We start from the raw sequence: 18,819 nt of genomic DNA, 5'->3' as shown, positions 1-18,819 counted from the left end.
AGCGAGGCACGGCGCCAGACGCCGCTCCCTGATCCGGCCTGATCGACAAGACACCCCCTAGCCCCCATGGAGCCGTTTCAGCGGCGGCGGCGCAGCGCCCGGCCGACGACGACGGCCGAGGCGAGCGCGAGGGCCGCGGCCGGCGCGATCCAGCGCAGGGTGGCGCCGGCGCTCGTCGCCTCGGGGGCGGGGACGGGGGCGTACCGGCCGCGTGGAGGCGCGTGGTCGACCTCCTCTGCGGACCGCCCGATCATGGTCCGGCGGGCGTGGGCGGCCTCGGCGGCGGGCTGCGGGGAGGGGAACTCGATCGGGGTGTCGCCGAAGCCCTCGTCGAGGAGCGGGTCGAGGGGCGGGGGCGGCACCGGGGCGTCGAAGACGGCGCCCCTCCCGGGCGGTTCCTCCACCCCGTCGTCGACCCCGTCGTCGTCACTGGCCTCTTCCGGGGCCTCTTCCGGAGGGGCGTCCGGCTCCTCCGAGACCCCTTCCGGAGCCGCGTCCCGCTGCTCCGACGCCTTGGAGGTCTCCTCCGCCAGCGCGGCCACCGCCTCCACGAACTTGTCGAGGAGCCTGGCGCCCGCCGTGGAGCGTGCCTCGTCCGTCGCGTCGGCGAGCCGGCCGGTCGCCGTGAGGGCGCCGGTGAAGCTCAGGCTGGTCCCCTCGGCCACCGGGGTGAGGACGACGGTGAGGGACAGCTCGGCCGAGCCCTTGCCCCGCACCTCGGTGCCCTCCCCCTCGTAGGTGATGGCCCCGTCCCGCTCGACGACCTTGAGGGCGCCCCGGTAGGTGATGGTGTTGCCGCCGACCCGCACCTTCAGCCGGCCCGTGAGGGGTCCGGCCTCCTCGTCGGCGTCCCGCTGGAGACCGGGCACGCAGCGCACCACGCGGGCCGGGTCCGTGAGCGTCGCGCGCAGGGCTCCGGCCGGGACGGGAACGAACACCTCATGCTCCATGGAAGCCGAGCCTACTCAGGCGGGGGCGCGGCGTCGCCTGTTCGCCCCGAGGGGTGTCCTCCGTCAGGCCCCGTACCGGGGGTGCACCAGGGTCGAGGGCGGCGGTGCGGCGCCGCGGGTCCCTTCGGCGCGGCGCGCGGCGGCCTCCAGGGTCCCGGCGCCGAGCGAGCGCAGCCGGGGCGCGCCGGGGGCGAGGCCGAGGGCGGGCGGCCGGTCGCCCCGTACGGCCAGGAGGAAGCCCCAGTCCCGGGGCCCCCGCCCCGTGCGGCCGGCGCGGTCGGCGCGGTCGGGTCCGGCGGCGAAGCCGGGGGTGCGGCCGGCCGCGCTGAACGGGCTGGTCGCGAAGCCGGCGGCGCGCAGGGTGGCGTCGACGGTCCAGTAGGTGCGGGGCCGGTCGGTGGCCGATCCGGCGTGCACGACGAACCGTCCGGGGGCGGTGAGCACCCGGGCCACCAGGCCGTAGAACTCCTCCGAGTAGAGCTTGGTGCTGGGGGTGATCCCCGGGTCGGGCAGGTCGGAGATCACCACGTCGTACCGTTCCTGCAGACGATCGGCGGCGCCCCTCAGCCAGTTGAACGCGTCCGCGTAGACGACGTGGACGCGGGGGTCTTGGAAGGCCTGTGCGTTGAGCCTGGCGAGCGCCGGGTCCGTACGGGCGAGGCGGACGACCCCCGGGTCGAGCTCGACGACGGTGACGGAGCGGACCCCGGCGTAGCGCAGGGTCTCGCGGGCGGCCATCCCGTCGCCGCCGCCGACGATCAGCACGCGCGCGTGCGCGCCGTTCATCGCGGGGTGCACGAGCGCCTCGTGGTAGCGGTACTCGTCCCGGCCGGCCACCCGCAGGCGCCCGTCGAGGAACAGGTCGGGCGGTTCCTCGCGGTCCCCGGTCACCACGACCTCCTGGAGGTCGGTGTGGACGGCGACCCGCACCCGGTCCCCGTACACGGCGCGGCGCGCGGCCTGTTCGAAGTCGTCGACGAGGACGGTCGCGGTGGCGAGGACGGTCAGGACGCACAGGTTCACGGCCACGAGCAGGGCCCGGGACCGGCGGGTCAGGTCGCGGCGGAACACCCAGAGGACGAGGCCGCCGCCCGCGACCGCGTTGACCGCGCCGGTGACGAGCGCGCCGGTGAGCTGGCCGAGCCAGGGCAGCAGCAGGAAGGGGAAGGCGAGGCCGCCGACGAGCGCGCCGACGTAGTCGGCGGCGAAGAGGTCGGCGACCGTCCCGGCGGCGTCGTCCTGCTCCCCGAACGGGGCCTGTCGCCCGGTCCGCCCGGCACGTTCTCGTCCCGCCCGCTGTATGAGCGACATCAGGAGCGGGATCTCGGCGCCGATGAGCACCCCGATGGCGAGGGAGAACGCCACCAGCACGTACCGCGATTCGCCCAGCCAGGCGAAGGCCGCGTACAGCACCATCGCCGAGCAGCCGCCGATCAGCGCGAGCCCGGCCTCGACCAGGCCGAAGCCGACGGCGGCGCGACAGCGCAGCCGCTTGGCGAGGAGCGAGCCCACCCCCATCGCGAAGACCATCACGGAGAGCACGACGGAGGCCTGGGTGACCGAGTCGCCGATCAAGTAGGAGGCGAGGGCGACGAGTTCGAGCTCGTAGACCAGGCCGCAGGCGGCGCAGACGAAGACGACCGCGAGGACCGGGAACCGGACCGCCTCGCGCGGCGGCCGCACGGACCGCCGCACGGGCGGCCGGCGCACCCTCTTGGGTGGCATGGTCACGGTCGGCTCGATCATGCCCGTAACGCTACGTCACGACCGTCGCACCCTTTGTCACCCACACGAGTGCACATGGTGCTTTGGGAGGGCGCATCAGAGCGTTGCGGGCATACATACGCCGAGGCGGGTCCTGGTCACCACGAGCTGCCCCTCCTGCGGGTAGGCGTGCCAGGTGCGCCACCGCACCTGACCCTCGTGACGCTGCGCCAGCATCGCCGTGAAGGCGTGCGGCGAGCCGGGGAAGGTCCCCGCGAGTCCGTTCGGGTGGTCGGCGACGAGCGCGAGCAGCTCCTGCGCACGGCCCGCGAAGGAGCCGTGCGTGAGCGTCTCGACGCGCGCCGCGAATTCGTACTCCCATTCGCCGACGCGCTTGGACACGCCGAGCGGGAGCGGGGTGCTGCTGCCCGGCATGCAGGCCACGGTCTCCGAGCAGTGGCGCCCCTCCTCCTCCAGGAGGACCTGATGAGAGGCGCCGAGCAGTCTCAACTGCAGCTTGGCTCCGGAGAGTTCGAGATCGAGCACGGCGAGCGCGGGCAGCGGCTCGCGCCCGAGGGCCCAGGCCAGATCTGCCGCGCGCGTATCGGTGTAGGAGGTCTTCAGGGTGGTGAGCATGGGTCGGCTCCGCAAACACGGTTTGACGGGTGGGCCGGGGGCGCCCCGGAGAAGGGTTCTACGGGAGTGGGGAATCGCCGGCTCGGGTCCACACACGGTCCGAGGGCTGTCTCTGTCAGGAGCGAGAGAACCATGTGTGCCGGGCGACTCGCAGCGTTTTTACCCAACTTGCCGTGGTTTCCAACCCCTTCGGGGACCCAGCAGTTCACTTGTTCAATCAGCTGCCGCCGCAGCCCCCACCACCGCAACCGGACCCGCACGAGCTGCCGGAACCACAGGAGCTGCTCCCGCCGCAGCCGCCACCGCCGTCGGCCCAGCTGCTGCCGCCCCGGCGCTTGTGTCCGCCGCGCCGCTTGCTCCCGCCCTTACGGGTGCCGGAGAACACTCCGATCACCACGAACACGACGAAGAGGAGAATGAAGAATCCCATCAGTACTACCCCCGTTCTTCTGTGCGAGGGGGATGCCCGGTCCGACATCCCGTCAAAGCCGACTTGAGCGAGTCCAGAGCTTCAGCTGCACGAGGACGAGCTGGAGCAGCTGGAACACGAGGACGACGAGCAGGAGGAGCTCGAACACGACGAGGTGGAGCAGGAGGACGACGAGGACGAGGAGCAGGAAGAGGAGGAAGAAGACGAGGAGGACGAGGAGGACGAGGAGGACGAGGAACCGGCCCACCAGCTGTCACTGCCGCCGCCGCGGCTCACCCGCGTCGTCCCGCTCAGCGTGCGCGCGACGATCCACACCACGATCGCGATCACGGCCGCGATCCCGAGGATGAAGAATGCGATGTCCATGCCAGGGCGATCCCCTCCCCGGACACCCCCCAAAGCGCACTTGAGCAAGTCCAGAGCTTGGCCCCAGGATGGCGGTCATGACACGACCGCTGCTCAATCGCCGCCTCGCCGAGTTCGGGACGACGATCTTCGCCGAGATGTCCGCGCTCGCCGCCAGGACCGGGTCGATCAACCTCGGTCAGGGCTTCCCCGACACCGACGGCCCGGAGGAGATCCGGGAGGCGGCGGTCCGCGCGCTGCGGGACGGCCGCGGCAACCAGTACCCGCCCGGCCCCGGCGTCCCCGAGCTGCGGTCGGCGATCGCCGACCACCAGCGGGAGCGGTACGGCCTCGCGTACGACCCCGACGCCGAGGTCCTCGTCACGGCGGGCGCCACCGAGGCGATCGCGGCGGCCCTGCTCGCCCTGGTCGAGCCGGGCGACGAGGTGATCGCCCTGGAGCCGTACTACGACTCGTACGCCGCCTGCATCGCGATGGCCGGCGGCACCAGGGTCCCCGTCACCCTCCGCCCCCACGAGGGCGTCCGCGACGGAGCCGCCGAACGACGCTTCGTCCTCGACCTCGACGAGCTGCGGGCCGCCGTCACCGACCGGACCCGGCTGATCCTGCTCAACACCCCGCACAACCCCACCGGCACGGTCCTCACCCGGGCCGAACTGACCGCCGTCGCCGAGCTGGCGGTCGAGCGGGACCTGCTGGTCGTCACGGACGAGGTGTACGAGCACCTGGTCTTCGACGGGGCCGAGCACCTGCCGATCGCGAGCCTGCCCGGCATGCGGGAGCGCACGGTCACCATCGGTTCCAGCGGCAAGACGTTCTCGTTCACGGGCTGGAAGGTCGGCTGGATCACCGCGAGCCCCGAGCTGACCTCCGCCGTCCGCTCGGCCAAGCAGTTCCTCACGTACGTCTCCTCGGGCCCCTTCCAGTACGCGATCGCCGAGGCCCTCCGGCTCCCCGCCGCCTACTTCGACGGCCTGCGCGCCGACCTGCGCGCCAAGCGGGACCTGCTGAGCGAGGGCCTCGTACAGGCGGGCTTCGAGGTCTACCGCCCGGCCGGCACCTACTTCGTCACCACCGACATCCGCCCCCTCGGCGCCACCGACGGCTTCGCCTTCTGCCGCTCCCTCCCGGAGCGCGCGGGCGTCGTCGCCATCCCCAACGCGGTCTTCTACGACCACCGCGAGGAGGGCGCCCCCTTCGTCCGCTTCGCCTTCTGCAAGAAGACCGAGGTCCTGGAGGAGGCCGTCTCCCGCCTCAAGCGCCTCGCCTGAGTCGACACGCCCCGGAACGCGCGAGAGCCCGGGCCCCTCGGAGGGGTCCGGGCTCTCGCGGGCGTCCTGCGCGGGACGGGTAGGCTCAGGCCTCCTCGTCGCCGCCCTCGGCGCCCTCGGCCTTGGCCTCCGGGGACTCCAGGCCGAACTGCTCGACGATCCACTTGTCGAACTCGATCGACGCGCGGACCCAGCTGACCGTGGAGGACACGAAGTGCTCCAGGGCGACGCCGGTGCCGATCAGCATCTGGGCCTCGCCGATGAGGCGGAGGGTGGCGGAGCCGTCCTCCTCCTCGTGCAGGTGGGTGTAGACCTTGGGCCACAGGGTGCGGCGGTTCCAGTCGTCGATCGCGTCGAGGACCTTCGCGCGGTCGTCGGCCGAGTGCGGGCGGTCGTAGAACGTCCGCACCGAGAAGACCTGCTGCTCGCCCTCGCCGCGGAACATGAAGTACGTGCGGAACTCCTCCCACGGCGCCGCGAGGTCACCCTCGTCGTCGACGACGTACTTGAGTTCCATCTGGTCGAGGAGCTGCTTGACGAGGTCCTGGTCGGGGACGACGGGGCCCGCCGGTCCTGCGGCCTGAGGCTGGGGCTGGCCCCCGAAATTCGGAATCGAGGACGGGTCGATGCTCACCGTGTATTTCCCTTCGTACGGATGCTCGCCATCCTCCCCCATGCCGGGCGGTACGTGGCAAGCCCCGCCGGTCCGGAAGAGGCAAGATCCGCTCCCGGCTGACATGATCTCGTGCCCATGGGGGACACGAAGAAGAAATCCCGGCGGTGGATCTGGCTCGTCGTGGGGCTCCTGGCGCTCTGCGGGCTGCCCGTCACGTTCCTGGCCTGGGGCGCCTACTCCCTCGGCGAGGGCAGCAGGACGCAGCCGGTGGACTGCGCCGATGCGATGGAGTTCGCCCGCGGCAGGCTTCCGGCGGGCGCCGAGGACGCCCGCTGCACCGGGACGCACTGGCAGGACTCGTACATCACGGTGGACTTCCGCATGCCGCGCGCCGGGGTCGCCGACTGGCTGAGAACCACCTATCCGAGCGGCAGGCCGCCCGTCTCCTGCGACGGGGACCTCTGCCTGGACGTGGACTTCGACCAGGCGCTCTACGTCGACGTGAAGGTGGTGTACGAGGACGGCGGCACCGCCCTCGTACACCTCGGCTCCTTCGACCTGTAGGGCCTGATCCGAAGGACAGGCCCCGGCCCGCCGGGGACGGCTACTGCGCCGCCCCGACGATCAGGCCGTCCTCGAAGCGGTCCACCCGGACCGTGTCGCCGTCCACGACCTCGCCCGCCAGGATCTCCTTGGCGAGCCGGTCGCCGATCGCCGTCTGGATCAGGCGGCGCAGCGGCCGCGCGCCGTACGCGGGGTCGTTGCCCTCCTCGGCGAGCCACTCCAGGGCCTCCGGGGTGACCTCCAGGGTGAGGCGCCGGTCGGCGAGGCGCTTGGCGAGCCGGTCGATCTGGAGCTGTGCGATCCGCCCCAGCTCGGCCCGGTCGAGCGCGGAGAAGACGACCAGGTCGTCCAGCCGGTTGAGGAACTCGGGCTTGAAGCTCGCCCGCACGACCTCCAGGACCTGCTGCTTCTTCACGTCCTCCGAGGTCAGCGGCTCGACCAGGTACTGACTGCCGAGGTTCGAGGTCAAGATCAGGATGGTGTTGCGGAAGTCCACCGTCCGGCCCTGCCCGTCGGTCAGGCGTCCGTCGTCCAGGACCTGGAGCAGGACGTCGAAGACCTCCGGGTGCGCCTTCTCCACCTCGTCGAGCAGGACCACGCTGTACGGGCGGCGGCGGACCGCCTCCGTGAGCTGGCCGCCCTCCTCGTAGCCGACGTAGCCGGGGGGCGCGCCGACCAGGCGGGCGACGGAGTGCTTCTCGCCGTACTCCGACATGTCGATGCGGACCATGGCCCGCTCGTCGTCGAAGAGGAAGTCCGCGAGCGCCTTCGCCAGCTCGGTCTTGCCGACGCCGGTCGGGCCGAGGAAGAGGAAGGAGCCGGTGGGCCGGTCGGGGTCGGCGATCCCGGCGCGGGTGCGGCGCACCGCGTCGGAGACCGCCTGGACGGCCTCGGACTGGCCGATCAGCCGCCTGCCGATCTCGTCCTCCATGCGGAGCAGCTTCTGCGTCTCGCCCTCCAGGAGGCGGCCGGCGGGGATGCCGGTCCAGGAGCCGACCACGTCCGCGATGTCGTCGGGCCCGACCTCGTCCTTGACCATGGTGTCCTTGGCCGCCTCCTGCTGGGCCTCCGCCTCGGTGGCGGCCTCCAGCTCCCGCTCCAGGGCCGGGATCTCCCCGTACAGCAGCTTGGAGGCGGTGTCGAAGTCGCCGTCGCGCTGGGCGCGCTCGGCGCGGCCGCGGGTCTCGTCGAGGCGCTCCTTCAGCTCGCCGACCCGGTTGAGGGACTGCTTCTCCTTCTCCCAGCGGGCGGTGAGGCCGCGCAGCTCCTCCTCGCGGTCGGCGAGGTCGCGCCGCAGCTTCTCCAGGCGCTGCTTGCTCGCCGCGTCCGTCTCGTTCTTCAGGGCCAGCTCCTCCATGCGGAGCCGGTCCACGGAGCGCTGGAGCTCGTCGATCTCGACGGGCGAGGAGTCGATCTCCATGCGGAGCCGGGAGGCGGCCTCGTCGACGAGGTCGATGGCCTTGTCGGGGAGGAAGCGGGAGGTGATGTACCGGTCGGAGAGGGTCGCGGCGGCCACCAGCGCGGAGTCGTTGATCTGCACCTTGTGGTGGGCCTCGTACCGGCCCTTGAGGCCTCGGAGGATCGCGATGGTGTCCTCGACGGTCGGCTCGGCGACCAGGACCTGCTGGAAGCGGCGCTCCAGGGCGGGGTCCTTCTCGATCCGCTCGCGGTACTCGTCGAGGGTGGTCGCGCCGACCATGCGGAGCTCGCCCCGGGCCAGCATCGGCTTGAGCATGTTGCCGGCGTCCATGGCGGAGTCGCCGCCGGCGCCCGCGCCGACGACCGTGTGCAGCTCGTCGATGAAGGTGATGATCTGGCCGTCGCTGTCCTTGATCTCGGACAGGACGGTCTTCAGGCGCTCCTCGAACTCGCCGCGGTACTTCGCGCCGGCGACCATCGCGCCGAGGTCGAGCGCGACGAGCCGCTTGTTCTTCAGGGACTCGGGGACGTCGCCCTTCACGATCCGCTGGGCGAGGCCCTCGACGACGGCGGTCTTGCCGACGCCGGGCTCGCCGATGAGGACGGGGTTGTTCTTGGTGCGGCGGGACAGCACCTGGACGACGCGCCGGATCTCGTGGTCGCGGCCGATGACCGGGTCCAGCTTGCCCTCGCGCGCGGCGGCGGTGAAGTCCGTGCCGAACTTCTCCAGCGCCTTGTACTGCCCCTCCGGGTCCGGTGTGGTCACCCGGCGTCCTCCCCTGCTGTTCTCGAAGGCGTCGAGCAGCATCGATGCGCTCGCGCCCTGCTTGTCGAGGATCTCACCGGCCTGGCCGCCCTTGGCGGCGATCCCGATGAGCAGGTGCTCGGTCGAGAGGAAGTCGTCGCCGAGCTCCTTGGCGCGCTTGTCGGCGTCCGCGAGGACGGCGAGGAAGTCGCGGTTGGGCTGCGGGGGCGCGACCGTGGACCCCGTGACGCTCGGCAGACCGGCGAGGAGCCGCTCGGCGCCGGAGCGTACGGCCGCCTGGTCGGCCCCGGCGGCGGCGAGCAGGTCGGTGATGTTCTCGTTGTCCTGACCGGTCAGCAGCGCGAGCAGCAGATGGGCCGGGGTCAGGTCGGCGTGTCCGTCCGCCACGGCGCGGCTGCTCGCCGCGTTGATCGCGTCCCGGCTCCTGTTGGTCAGTTCGGCGTCCACGTGCGGGGCTCCTTCTGGATTGTCGTGGGTCCTCTCCTCCTATGACCTCTCCAGGGTACACAAAGTTGAGTCGCCTCCGCTCAAGGTGTCGGAGGGAGCCCTCCCGCGGGTAGTTTCCGGGCATGGCCACAGACCCCAGGAACCCCTCCGACTCGTACCTGAGCTTCTGGCGCGAGTACCACATGTGCACCCTGACCACCCCGCGCCCGGACGGCACGCCGCACGTCGTCGCGGTCGGCGTCACGTACGACCCCGAGGGCGGGTACGCGCGCGTGATCACCAACAAGAACAGCCGGAAGGTCGCCAACGTCCTGGCGGCGGGCGCGGACGGGGCGCGGGTCGCGGTCTGCCAGGTCGACAAGGGGCGCTGGGCCACCCTGGAGGGCGTCGCCCGCATCCGTACGGAGGCCGAGACGGTCGCGGACGCCGTCGCCCGCTACGCCGAGCGCTACGGCCGCACGCCGGCCCCGAACCCGGACCGGGTCGTCATCGAGATCGCCCTCACCCGGGCGATGGGCCGCGCCTGACCGCACGGGCGGGGAAAAACGGAAAGCACAGCGGCGCCATCGCGTTTCAGGTCCGCGATGGCGCCGCTGTGTGGGGGAAGTGCCGGAGCGATCTACAACGACGGGGGAATCGCTCAGGCACTGCGGGGGGTGGCGGTGATGGCCTCTGCTTCGATCAGCTGGTGGTCCCGCTGATCGAGGTTGACGAAGATCATGCCGTACCGGATGGCACAGCGGATGGGCTGCGGAGCGCCGCGGGGACGGCGCAGACAGCGGTACGCGCGGACGTCTTCGTCCTGCTCGCGGGCGACGACGATCGGCTCTCCGAAGAGGGTGACCTTCAGCGAGTCGCCACGGTGGGGGATTGCCGTGGCGAGATCGACGAAGTGCCAGCCGGAGCGATAGGCCGAGGCCATCTCCCGGCGGAACCTGGGGTCATCGGGAACATTCATGTGCCCGACTAGTTCCAGCCGGGGTCCTGCGCGGGGGCCACGCTCCAGCCCGGGTCATCGAGGAGCGTGGGGGCCGCGAGGTGCCAGCCCGGGTCGAGCTGAGCGGCCTGCACCTGCGCCGGCTCCGAGTGCCAGCCCGGGTCAAGGGCCACTCCCGCGCCCACTGTGGCGGCCGCGATGAAGGCGAGTCCGGCCGCCGCGCGTATGAGCTTCTTCATCATCACCGAGCAACCTCACTTGAAGGCAACGTCTCTTTTCCAACCCCCGCGAGTAAGACGATGGCTTACTCTCTGCGCCTGCACCACCAAACCCAGGCATCATGTTCCTGAGATGCAGGAGCCTGGGGGTGTACATATGCGGAAACAAGCGGACGAAACAGGTCACCCTCATTCGCACGCCGAACTGTGCGAAGCGGGCTCCGAGCTGTATGCGGCCGCTCTGCGCACCGGGCGAATACCCCGGTCAGAGGCGGTCGAGGCACCCTGCCTCCTCGACCTGTCCCTGCTCCACCCCGACCCCGACGACGCGCAGTGGCTGCGTCCGGTTCCCCCCTCCGCGGCGCTCGCCCAGCTGCTCCAGCCGATCGAACGGGAGATACTCGACCGCCGGCGGCGCACCGTCGCCCTGTCGGACGCCTTCGAGCCGTTCATGGCCATCAGCGCCCACGACTCCCCCACCACCCACGCCATCACCGTCCTCGAGGGCATCGACCGCATCAACTCGACCCTCGACCGCGTCGTGGCCAACTGCCGCCAGGAACTCCTCACCGTCCAGCCGGGCGGCGGGCGGCCCGCCCAGGCCCTCAGCGAGGCCCTCGACCGCGTCTCCCCGCTCCTGGGACGCGGCATCAGCATGCGCACGCTCTACCAGCACACCGCGCGCCACACCGAGCTCACGCTGACCTATCTGGAGCACGTCGGCCCCGAGGTCCAGGTCCGCACCCTCGAAGAGATCATCGACCGGCTGATCATCGTCGACCGCGAGGTCGCCTTCATCCCGGCCCGCAGCGACCGCCAGGTCGCCCTGGAGCTGCGCCACCCCGGTCTGGTCGCCTACCTCGGCGGCGTCTTCGACCAGTTCTGGCAGCTGGCGGTGCCGATACGGGAGGAGATCCCGTACGACATCAAGACCGACGGCATCGGCGGCGTCCAGCGCTCCATCGCCCGGCTCCTCGTCGAGGGGCACGTCGACGAGGCCATCGCCCGCCGGCTCGGGATGAACGTGCGGACCTGCCGGGCGCACATCGCCAAGCTCGCCGCCGCCCTCGGCAGCGGCAGCCGCGCACAGCTCGGCTATCTGATCGCCCAGTCCGGCATCCTCGAACGGGACAACTGAGCCCGTGAGACACGGCTGAGGCCCCCTCCACCCGGGTGGAGGGGGCCTCAGCCGTGACAGGGAAAGTGCTACTCGCCCCGCTTCGGGCGCCACACCACGAGGGCGCTCGCCTGCTGCACGTCGGTGTACGGCACCAGGTCCCGGCGGTACGAGGCGTGCACCTGGGCCTCGCGCTGGCGCAGCGTCGCCGCCGCGCCCTCGACCGCCGCCGACAGCTCGGACACCCGGGCCTGGAGCGCCGCGACCTGGTTCTCCAGTTCGATGATCCGCTTGATCCCGGCCAGGTTGATGCCCTCGTCCTGCGACAGCTGCTGCACCTGACGGAGCAGCTCGATGTCACGGGCCGAGTAGCGGCGGCCCCGCCCGGCCGTGCGGTCCGGGGAGACCAGGCCCAGGCGGTCGTACTGCCGCAGGGTCTGCGGGTGCAGCCCGGAGAGCTGGGCCGCCACCGAGATGACGTACACCGGCGACTCGTCGGTCAGTTCGAACGCCCTGTTGCTAAAACCTGGCTGCCGTCGGCGCCCTTCCACGGGTCACGCTCCCTTCGCGGCCTGGAACAGCTCGGCCCGCGGATCCTCGGAGGCGGTCGCCTCGCGGAAGGTCTCCAGGGCCTCTCGTGCCTTGTCGTCCAGCTCCTTCGGCACCGCCACCTCGACCGTCACCAGGAGGTCGCCGCGCGTGCCGTCCTTGCGGACCGCGCCCTTGCCCCGGGCGCGCATGGTCCGGCCGTTCGGGGTGCCCGCGGGCAGCTTGAGGGTGACCGCGGGACCGCCGAGGGTCGGCACCTTGATCTCGCCGCCGAGCGCCGCCTCCGAGAAGGAGACCGGCACCGTGACGGTGAGGTTGTCGTCCTTGCGGCCGAAGACCGGGTGGTCGTCGACGTGCACGACGACGTACAGGTCGCCGTTCTGCCCGCCGCGCTCGCCCGGCGCGCCCTTGCCGCGCAGACGGATCTTCTGGTTGTCGCTGACACCCGCCGGGATGCGGACCTGCATGGTGCGGGAGGACTTGGCCCGCCCGCTGCCCTTGCAGACCTCGCAGGGGTTCTCGGCGATGAGGCCGCGGCCCTTGCAGTCCACGCACGGGTCGGTGAGCGAGAAGCCGCCGCCGCTGCCGCGCGAGACCTGCCCGGTGCCGACGCAGGTCGGGCACACCCGGGGCGTGCCGTTCTTGTCGCCGGTGCCCGAACACGCGGTGCACGGCTGCTGGCTGGACATCCGCAGCGGCACGGTCGCGCCCTCGATGGCCTCGGTGAAGCTGAGCGTCACCTCGGACTCGATGTCCTGGCCGCGCCGGGGATGGGTGCGGCCGGTGCCCCCGCCGCGGTTGAACAGCCCTCCGAAGACGTCGCCGAGCCCGCCGCCGCCGAAGCCGCCCGCCCCGCCCTGGGCGCCCCCGAAGAGGTCGCCCAGGTCGAAGTTGAACGAACCTCCGGCGCCCGGTCCGCCGGCTCTGAAACCGCCGTTCCCGAAGAGGGCGCGGGCGTCGTCGTACTCCTTGCGCTTCTTGGGGTCGCCGAGGACGTCGTTCGCCTCGGAGATCTCCTTGAAGCGCGTCTCGGCGCTCGCGTCACCCTTGTTGGCGTCCGGATGGTTCTCGCGGGCGAGCTTCCGGTACGCCTTCTTGATCTCGGCCTCGGTGGCGTCCTTGGGGACGCCGAGAACCTTGTAGTAGTCCTTCTCGACGAAGTCCTTCGTGCTCATCGACGTCCCTCCTCCCGCGTGCGGGTACGGCTGTTACTCGCTGTCCTTCTCGGAGTCATCCGACTCCTCCGCCTTCGCCTGCGCGCCCGGCTGGGGCTCGGCGACGGCCACGCGGGCGGGCCGGATGGTCCGCTCGCCGATCCGATACCCGGGCTGCAGGATCGCCACGCAGGTCGTCTCGGTGACGTCCGGCGCGTACGAGTGCATCAGGGCCTCGTGGATCGTCGGGTCGAAGGGCTCGCCCTCCTTGCCGAACTGCTGCAGACCCATCTTGGCGACGACGGTCTCCAGCGATTCGGCCACCGACTTGAACCCGCCCACGAGCTCGCCGTGGTCCCGGGCCCGGCCGACGTCGTCGAGCACGGGCAGGAGCTCGGACAGGAGGCTCGCGACGGCGATCTCCTTGACCGTGATCCGGTCCCGCTCCACGCGGCGGCGGTAGTTCTGGTACTCGGCCTGGAGCCGCTGGAGGTCCGCGGTGCGCTCGTCGAGCGCGGAGCGCACCTGGTCCAGCTGGGCGGTGAGACCCGCGGCCTGTGCCGACTTCTGGCTGCTTGCGTCCCCGGCCGGGGCCGTCGCGTCCTCCTCGGACTCGACGGCCTCGGCGGCGTCGTCAGGGGTGGCGCCGGAGGGGACGTCGGGCTTCTCCTCGAAGCCCGGGGTCTCCTCGGTCACGCCTGGCCGCCCTTCGGCTTGTCCTCGTCGACGATCTCGGCGTCGACGACGTCGTCGTCCTGCGCCTGGGCCTGACCGGCGTCGCCGCCGGCGGCCTGGGCGCCCTGGGCGTCGGCGTACAGCGCCTGGCCGAGCTTCTGCGAGACGGCCGCGACCTTCTCGGTGGCGGTGCGGATCTCGGCGGTGTCCTCGCCCTTGAGCTTCTCCTTCAGCTCGGCGAGAGCGGCCTCGACCTCGGTCTTGACGTCACCGGGGAGCTTGTCCTCGTTGTCCTTGATGAACTTCTCCGTCTGGTAGACGAGCTGCTCACCCTGGTTGCGGGACTCGGCGGCCTCGCGGCGACGGTGGTCCTCGTCCGCGTACTGCTCGGCCTCCTGGCGCATCCGGTCGACCTCGTCCTTCGGCAGCGAGGAGCCGCCGGTGACGGTCATCTTCTGCTCCTTGCCCGTGCCCAGGTCCTTCGCGGTCACGTGCATGATGCCGTTGGCGTCGATGTCGAAGGCGACCTCGATCTGCGGGACGCCACGGGGGGCCGGCGGCAGACCGGTCAGCTCGAACATGCCGAGCTTCTTGTTGTACGCCGCGATCTCGCGCTCGCCCTGGTAGACCTGGATCTGCACGGACGGCTGGTTGTCCTCGGCCGTCGTGAAGATCTCGGACCGCTTGGTCGGGATCGTGGTGTTGCGCTCGATGAGCTTGGTCATGATGCCGCCCTTGGTCTCGATGCCGAGGGACAGCGGGGTCACGTCGAGGAGCAGGACGTCCTTGACCTCACCCTTGAGGACACCGGCCTGGAGCGCGGCGCCGATGGCGACGACCTCGTCCGGGTTGACGCCCTTGTTGGCGTCCTGACCGCCGGTCAGCTCCTTGACGAGCTCGGCGACGGCCGGCATGCGGGTCGAGCCACCGACGAGGACGACGTGGTCGATCTCGGAGAGCTGGATGCCCGCGTCCTTGATGACGTTGTGGAACGGCACCTTGCAGCGGTCGAGCAGGTCCGAGGTGAGCTGCTGGAACTGGGCGCGCGTGAGCTTCTCGTCCAGGTGCAGCGGGCCCTCGGCGGAGGCCGTGATGTAGGGCAGGTTGATCGTGGTCTCGGTCGAGGACGAGAGCTCGATCTTCGCCTTCTCGGCCGCCTCGCGCAGACGCTGGAGGGCCATCTTGTCCTTGGCCAGGTCCACGCCGTGACCGTTCTGGAACTGCGTCACCAGGTAGTCGACGACGCGCTGGTCCCAGTCGTCACCACCGAGGTGGTTGTCACCGTTGGTGGCCTTCACCTCGACGACGCCGTCGCCGATCTCCAGGAGGGACACGTCGAAGGTGCCGCCACCGAGGTCGAAGACGAGGATCGTCTGGTCGTCCTTGTCGAGGCCGTAGGCCAGGGCGGCCGCGGTCGGCTCGTTGACGATGCGCAGGACGTTGAGGCCCGCGATCTCACCGGCCTCCTTGGTGGCCTGACGCTCGGAGTCGTTGAAGTACGCCGGGACGGTGATGACCGCGTCGACGACCTTCTCGCCCAGGTACGCCTCGGCGTCGCGCTTGAGCTTCTGCAGGATGAAGGCGCTCATCTGCTGCGGGTTGAAGGACTTGCCGTCGATGTCGATCTTCCAGTCGGTGCCCATGTGGCGCTTGACCGACCGGATGGTCCTGTCGACGTTGGTGACGGCCTGACGCTTGGCCACCTCGCCGACGAGCACCTCGCCGTTCTTCGCGAAGGCGACGACGGACGGCGTGGTCCTGGCGCCCTCGGCGTTGGTGATGACGGTGGGCTCGCCGCCTTCCAGAACGCTGACGACGGAGTTAGTCGTGCCCAGGTCGATGCCGACCGCACGTGCCATTTCGATTCCTCCAGCTGACTGACTTGAGTGGAACTGACTCAAGGATGCACGAGGAACCGAACCACGTCAACAGACCTGAGTCGAGGCGACTCAACTCTTCATCGGCCGTGGCGCTCAATCGGCGCGTCGCTCCCGCCCTTTGCCCCGATCCCCATGAGAGAGTCCGGACATATCCCAGGATTACCGCCGGAGGGTGTGACCGCATGACGGCGCAGCGCGTGATGACGGCGAAACGCGCCTTCGACGTGGCGGGCGGGACGCTCCTGCTCCTCGCCCTGGCACCGCTGATCGTCGGCACCGCCCTGTCCGTCTCCCTCGGCGGCAGCGGCGCGCTGCTGCGCCGCCGGACGGTGGCCGGCCTGAAGGGGCGGCCCTTCACGATGCTGACCTTCCGCACGAAGAGCCCGCTGGCCGCGCTGCCGCTGCTGCTGCACGTCGTCACGGGCCGGATGTCGCTCGTCGGGCCGTGCCCGCTGACCCCGACCCACCGGGAGTGCGCGGGCGAGGGCCGCCGCCGGCTCTCCGTGCGTCCGGGGCTCACCGGACCGTGGCAGATCAGCGGCCGCTCGGACCTGCCGTGGGAGGAGCGCGAGCTGCTCGACCTCCACTATGTGGACCACCACTGGCTGGGGATGGATCTGCTGATCCTTGCGCGTACGCTTCCAGCAGTACGCAGGCGTCGCGCGGCAAGGTTTGCCTGAGCGACACATATCACCGCGAGCGCCGCTACAGCGCGGCGCCGTGACCGGGTAATCTCAGCAGGAACTCAATAAGTTACCGCTTAGTAGGCCCGCCCGAGGAGCCCGTCATGCAACTCGCCGCGATCATCGTGTCGATCGCCATCACGGTGGTGGCCGTCGCGCTGTTCGGCCGCGCCACCGTGCAGATCTACCGCTTCGTGCGGCTCGGTCAGCCGGTACCCGCCGGCACGCGCACCGGTGACCCCAAGCAGCGCACCATCACGCTGGTCAAGGAATTCCTCGGCCACACGCGCATGAACCGCTGGGGCATCGTCGGCTTCGCGCACTGGTTCGTGGCGGTGGGTTTCTTCTCGCTGCTCCTCACCATCGTGAACGCCTTCGGTCAGCTCTTCCAGGCCGACTGGCTGATCCCGTTCATCGGTGACTGGCTGCCGTACGAGATCTTCACCGAGTTCCTCGGCCTGATGACGGTCCTCGGCATCGTGACCCTCATCGTCATCCGCCAGCTGAGCAAGCCGACCAAGGCGGGCCGCAAGTCCCGCTTCGCCGGCTCCAAGACCGGCCAGGCGTACTTCGTCGAGGCCGTCATCCTGATCGTCGGCGTCTGCATCATGACGCTCCGCGCCCTCGAAGGCGTCCAGCACCACGTGACCGGCTGGGAGCCGGGCTTCTTCGCCTCGTACCCGCTGATCGCGCTCCTGGACGGCCTGGACCTGAGCACGATCCAGTACCTCACCTACGGCTTCGCGGCGCTCAAGATCGTCACGTCCTTCACCTGGATGATCACGGTCTCGCTCAACACCAACATGGGCGTCGCCTGGCACCGCTTCCTCGGCTTCCCGAACATCTGGTTCAAGCGCAACGCCGACGGCTCCACCGCCCTGGGCGCGCTCCAGCCGATGACGACGGCCGGCAAGGAGATCGACTGGGAGGACCCGGCCGAGGACGCCGTCTTCGGCGTCTCCCAGGTCGAGCAGTTCTCCTGGAAGGGCATCCTCGACTTCTCCACCTGCACCGAGTGCGGCCGCTGCCAGTCGCAGTGCCCCGCCTGGAACACCGGCAAGCCGCTCTCCCCGAAGCTCCTCATCATGTCGCTGCGCGACCACGCGCACGCCAAGGCGCCGTACCTGCTCGCGGGCGGCGGCAAGGACATGGAGGGCAACGAGAAGGCGTCGGAGGAGCAGCTCAAGGACGTCCCGGCGTCGGCCATCGCGGAGGCCGAGCGCCCCCTCATCGGCACCGCCGAGGAGAACGGCGTCATCGACCCCGACGTCCTGTGGTCCTGCACCACCTGCGGCGCCTGCGTCGAGCAGTGCCCGGTCGACATCGAGCACATCGACCACATCGTCGACATGCGCCGCTACCAGGTGATGATCGAGTCCGCGTTCCCGTCCGAGGCGGGCACGATGCTCAAGAACCTGGAGAAGAAGGGCAACCCCTGGGGCCTGGCGAAGAAGCAGCGCGTCGAGTGGACCAAGGAGGTCGACTTCGAGGTCCCGATCATCGGGAAGGACGCGGAGGACCTCTCCGAGTTCGACTACCTCTACTGGGTCGGCTGCGCCGGCGCCCTGGAGGACCGCGCCAAGAAGACCACCAAGGCCTTCGCGGAGCTGCTGCACATCGCGGGCGTCAAGTTCGCGATCATGGGCGGCGACGAGAAGTGCACCGGTGACTCCCCCCGCCGTCTGGGCAACGAGCCGCTGTTCCAGCAGCTTGCCCAGGAGAACGTCGCGATGCTGAACATGGCGTTCGGCGAGGACGACGAGGACGAGTCGACGAAGAAGCCGAAGTCGGCCAAGAAGATCGTCTCGACCTGCCCGCACTGCTTCAACACCATCGCCAACGAGTACCCGCAGCTCGGCGGCGAGTACGAGGTCATCCACCACACCCAGCTGCTCCAGCACCTCATCGACGAGGGCAAGCTGATCCCGGTGACCCCGGTCGAGGGCCTCATCACCTACCACGACCCCTGCTACCTGGGCCGGCACAACAAGGTCTACACGCCGCCGCGCGAGATCATGTCCGCCGTCCCCGGCCTGCGCCAGCAGGAGATGCACCGCCACAAGGAGCGCGGCTTCTGCTGCGGCGCCGGCGGCGCGCGGATGTGGATGGAGGAGCGGATCGGCAAGCGCATCAACAACGAGCGCGTCGACGAGGCCCTGTCCCTCAACCCGGACATCGTCTCCACCGCCTGCCCGTTCTGCCTCGTCATGCTGACCGACTCGGTCAACGGCAAGAAGAACGAGGGCAAGGCCAAGGAGTCCGTCACGGTCGTGGACGTCGCCCAGCTGCTCCTGGACTCGGTGAAGACCCCGGTCGAGCCGGAGGAGGAGCCGGCGGCCGAGGAGCCTGAGCCGGCCGTCTGAGGTCGAGGGACGAAAGGGCCGCCCCGCGTGAGAACGCGGGGCGGCCCTTCGCGTACGTACGACGCCTCGGCGGT

At 70.5% G+C, this 18,819-nt stretch carries 19 protein-coding genes; 6 read left to right on the top strand and 13 right to left on the bottom strand.

Going from position 1 to position 18,819, the window contains the following annotated elements; translation table 11 throughout:
• Window positions 1-77 precede the first annotated feature (77 nt).
• The 5 genes from BLW86_RS20160 to BLW86_RS20140 form a co-directional block, all read right to left on the bottom strand.
• Complete coding sequence (locus BLW86_RS20160; protein WP_093875320.1) at window positions 78-950, bottom strand: SRPBCC family protein; 873 nt, start codon at window positions 948-950, stop codon at window positions 78-80.
• Window positions 951-1,013: 63 nt separating this feature from the next.
• Window positions 1,014-2,696 (bottom strand): polyamine aminopropyltransferase, encoded by a 1,683-nt coding sequence (locus BLW86_RS20155; protein ID WP_256341367.1) that lies wholly within the window; start codon window positions 2,694-2,696, stop codon window positions 1,014-1,016.
• A gap of 75 nt (window positions 2,697-2,771) precedes the next feature.
• Window positions 2,772-3,290, bottom strand: coding sequence for a DUF2617 family protein (locus tag BLW86_RS20150; RefSeq protein ID WP_093875319.1), 519 nt, complete (start codon window positions 3,288-3,290; stop codon window positions 2,772-2,774).
• 217 nt (window positions 3,291-3,507) lie between these two features.
• Window positions 3,508-3,720, bottom strand: a complete 213-nt coding sequence (locus BLW86_RS20145) for a hypothetical protein (protein WP_093875318.1) — start codon at window positions 3,718-3,720, stop codon at window positions 3,508-3,510.
• Between the two features lie 52 nt (window positions 3,721-3,772).
• Window positions 3,773-3,967, bottom strand: coding sequence for a hypothetical protein (locus BLW86_RS20140; RefSeq protein WP_177181705.1), 195 nt, complete (start codon window positions 3,965-3,967; stop codon window positions 3,773-3,775).
• Between the two features lie 187 nt (window positions 3,968-4,154).
• Here BLW86_RS20140 and BLW86_RS20135 point away from each other — a divergent pair, with 187 nt between their 5' ends.
• Window positions 4,155-5,357, top strand: a complete 1,203-nt coding sequence (locus BLW86_RS20135) for a pyridoxal phosphate-dependent aminotransferase (RefSeq protein ID WP_093875317.1) — start codon at window positions 4,155-4,157, stop codon at window positions 5,355-5,357.
• A gap of 85 nt (window positions 5,358-5,442) precedes the next feature.
• On the opposite strand, the gene BLW86_RS20130 is transcribed toward BLW86_RS20135, so the two are convergent.
• Complete coding sequence (locus tag BLW86_RS20130; RefSeq protein WP_177181704.1) at window positions 5,443-5,991, bottom strand: type III secretion system chaperone family protein; 549 nt, start codon at window positions 5,989-5,991, stop codon at window positions 5,443-5,445.
• A gap of 117 nt (window positions 5,992-6,108) precedes the next feature.
• Here BLW86_RS20130 and BLW86_RS20125 point away from each other — a divergent pair, with 117 nt between their 5' ends.
• Window positions 6,109-6,537, top strand: coding sequence for a hypothetical protein (locus tag BLW86_RS20125; RefSeq protein WP_093875315.1), 429 nt, complete (start codon window positions 6,109-6,111; stop codon window positions 6,535-6,537).
• A 40-nt stretch (window positions 6,538-6,577) separates the two neighbouring features.
• Here BLW86_RS20125 and clpB read toward each other — a convergent pair whose 3' ends face one another.
• On the bottom strand, window positions 6,578-9,169 hold the full coding sequence (gene clpB / locus BLW86_RS20120) for an ATP-dependent chaperone ClpB (RefSeq protein ID WP_093875314.1): 2,592 nt from the start codon (window positions 9,167-9,169) through the stop codon (window positions 6,578-6,580).
• Between the two features lie 122 nt (window positions 9,170-9,291).
• Between clpB and BLW86_RS20115 the strand changes: the two genes are divergently transcribed.
• A complete protein-coding gene (locus tag BLW86_RS20115) occupies window positions 9,292-9,696 on the top strand; it encodes a pyridoxamine 5'-phosphate oxidase family protein (protein ID WP_093875313.1) in 405 nt (134 codons plus the stop codon).
• Between the two features lie 113 nt (window positions 9,697-9,809).
• Here BLW86_RS20115 and BLW86_RS20110 read toward each other — a convergent pair whose 3' ends face one another.
• Entirely contained in the window at window positions 9,810-10,127 is a 318-nt protein-coding gene (locus tag BLW86_RS20110; protein WP_078953989.1) for a Rieske (2Fe-2S) protein, read from the bottom strand.
• Window positions 10,128-10,135: 8 nt separating this feature from the next.
• Window positions 10,136-10,348, bottom strand: a complete 213-nt coding sequence (locus BLW86_RS20105; RefSeq protein WP_030690799.1) for a hypothetical protein — start codon at window positions 10,346-10,348, stop codon at window positions 10,136-10,138.
• Window positions 10,349-10,481: 133 nt separating this feature from the next.
• Here BLW86_RS20105 and BLW86_RS20100 point away from each other — a divergent pair, with 133 nt between their 5' ends.
• Window positions 10,482-11,462 (top strand): helix-turn-helix domain-containing protein, encoded by a 981-nt coding sequence (locus tag BLW86_RS20100; protein WP_030690798.1) that lies wholly within the window; start codon window positions 10,482-10,484, stop codon window positions 11,460-11,462.
• Window positions 11,463-11,530: 68 nt separating this feature from the next.
• Here BLW86_RS20100 and BLW86_RS20095 read toward each other — a convergent pair whose 3' ends face one another.
• Genes BLW86_RS20095 through dnaK form a run of 4 tightly spaced genes read right to left on the bottom strand, consistent with a single transcriptional unit; the run spans window position 11,531 to window position 15,678 of the window.
• On the bottom strand, window positions 11,531-11,992 hold the full coding sequence (locus tag BLW86_RS20095) for a heat shock protein transcriptional repressor HspR (protein WP_093875312.1): 462 nt from the start codon (window positions 11,990-11,992) through the stop codon (window positions 11,531-11,533).
• 3 nt (window positions 11,993-11,995) lie between these two features.
• The gene (gene dnaJ / locus BLW86_RS20090; protein WP_093875311.1) at window positions 11,996-13,165 is read right to left on the bottom strand and encodes a molecular chaperone DnaJ; all 1,170 of its coding nucleotides are present in this window, start codon (window positions 13,163-13,165) and stop codon (window positions 11,996-11,998) included.
• Window positions 13,166-13,198: 33 nt separating this feature from the next.
• Entirely contained in the window at window positions 13,199-13,840 is a 642-nt protein-coding gene (gene grpE / locus BLW86_RS20085; protein WP_093875310.1) for a nucleotide exchange factor GrpE, read from the bottom strand.
• Window positions 13,837-15,678, bottom strand: coding sequence for a molecular chaperone DnaK (gene dnaK, locus BLW86_RS20080; RefSeq protein ID WP_093875309.1), 1,842 nt, complete (start codon window positions 15,676-15,678; stop codon window positions 13,837-13,839). The genes grpE and dnaK overlap by 4 nt, the downstream gene beginning before the upstream one ends.
• Before the next feature lie 203 nt (window positions 15,679-15,881).
• Here dnaK and BLW86_RS20075 point away from each other — a divergent pair, with 203 nt between their 5' ends.
• Both BLW86_RS20075 and BLW86_RS20070 read left to right on the top strand, forming a co-directional pair.
• A complete protein-coding gene (locus tag BLW86_RS20075) occupies window positions 15,882-16,379 on the top strand; it encodes a sugar transferase (protein WP_256341366.1) in 498 nt (165 codons plus the stop codon).
• A 107-nt stretch (window positions 16,380-16,486) separates the two neighbouring features.
• The gene (locus BLW86_RS20070) at window positions 16,487-18,745 is read left to right on the top strand and encodes a (Fe-S)-binding protein (RefSeq protein WP_093875308.1); all 2,259 of its coding nucleotides are present in this window, start codon (window positions 16,487-16,489) and stop codon (window positions 18,743-18,745) included.
• The last annotated feature ends 74 nt before the right edge of the window (window positions 18,746-18,819 follow it).

Source organism: Streptomyces sp. TLI_105, assembly GCF_900105415.1.
Lineage (GTDB): Bacteria > Actinomycetota > Actinomycetes > Streptomycetales > Streptomycetaceae > Streptomyces.
The sequence above is the reverse complement of the archived record's forward strand: the minus strand, read 5'-3'. Positions and strand labels throughout refer to the sequence as shown.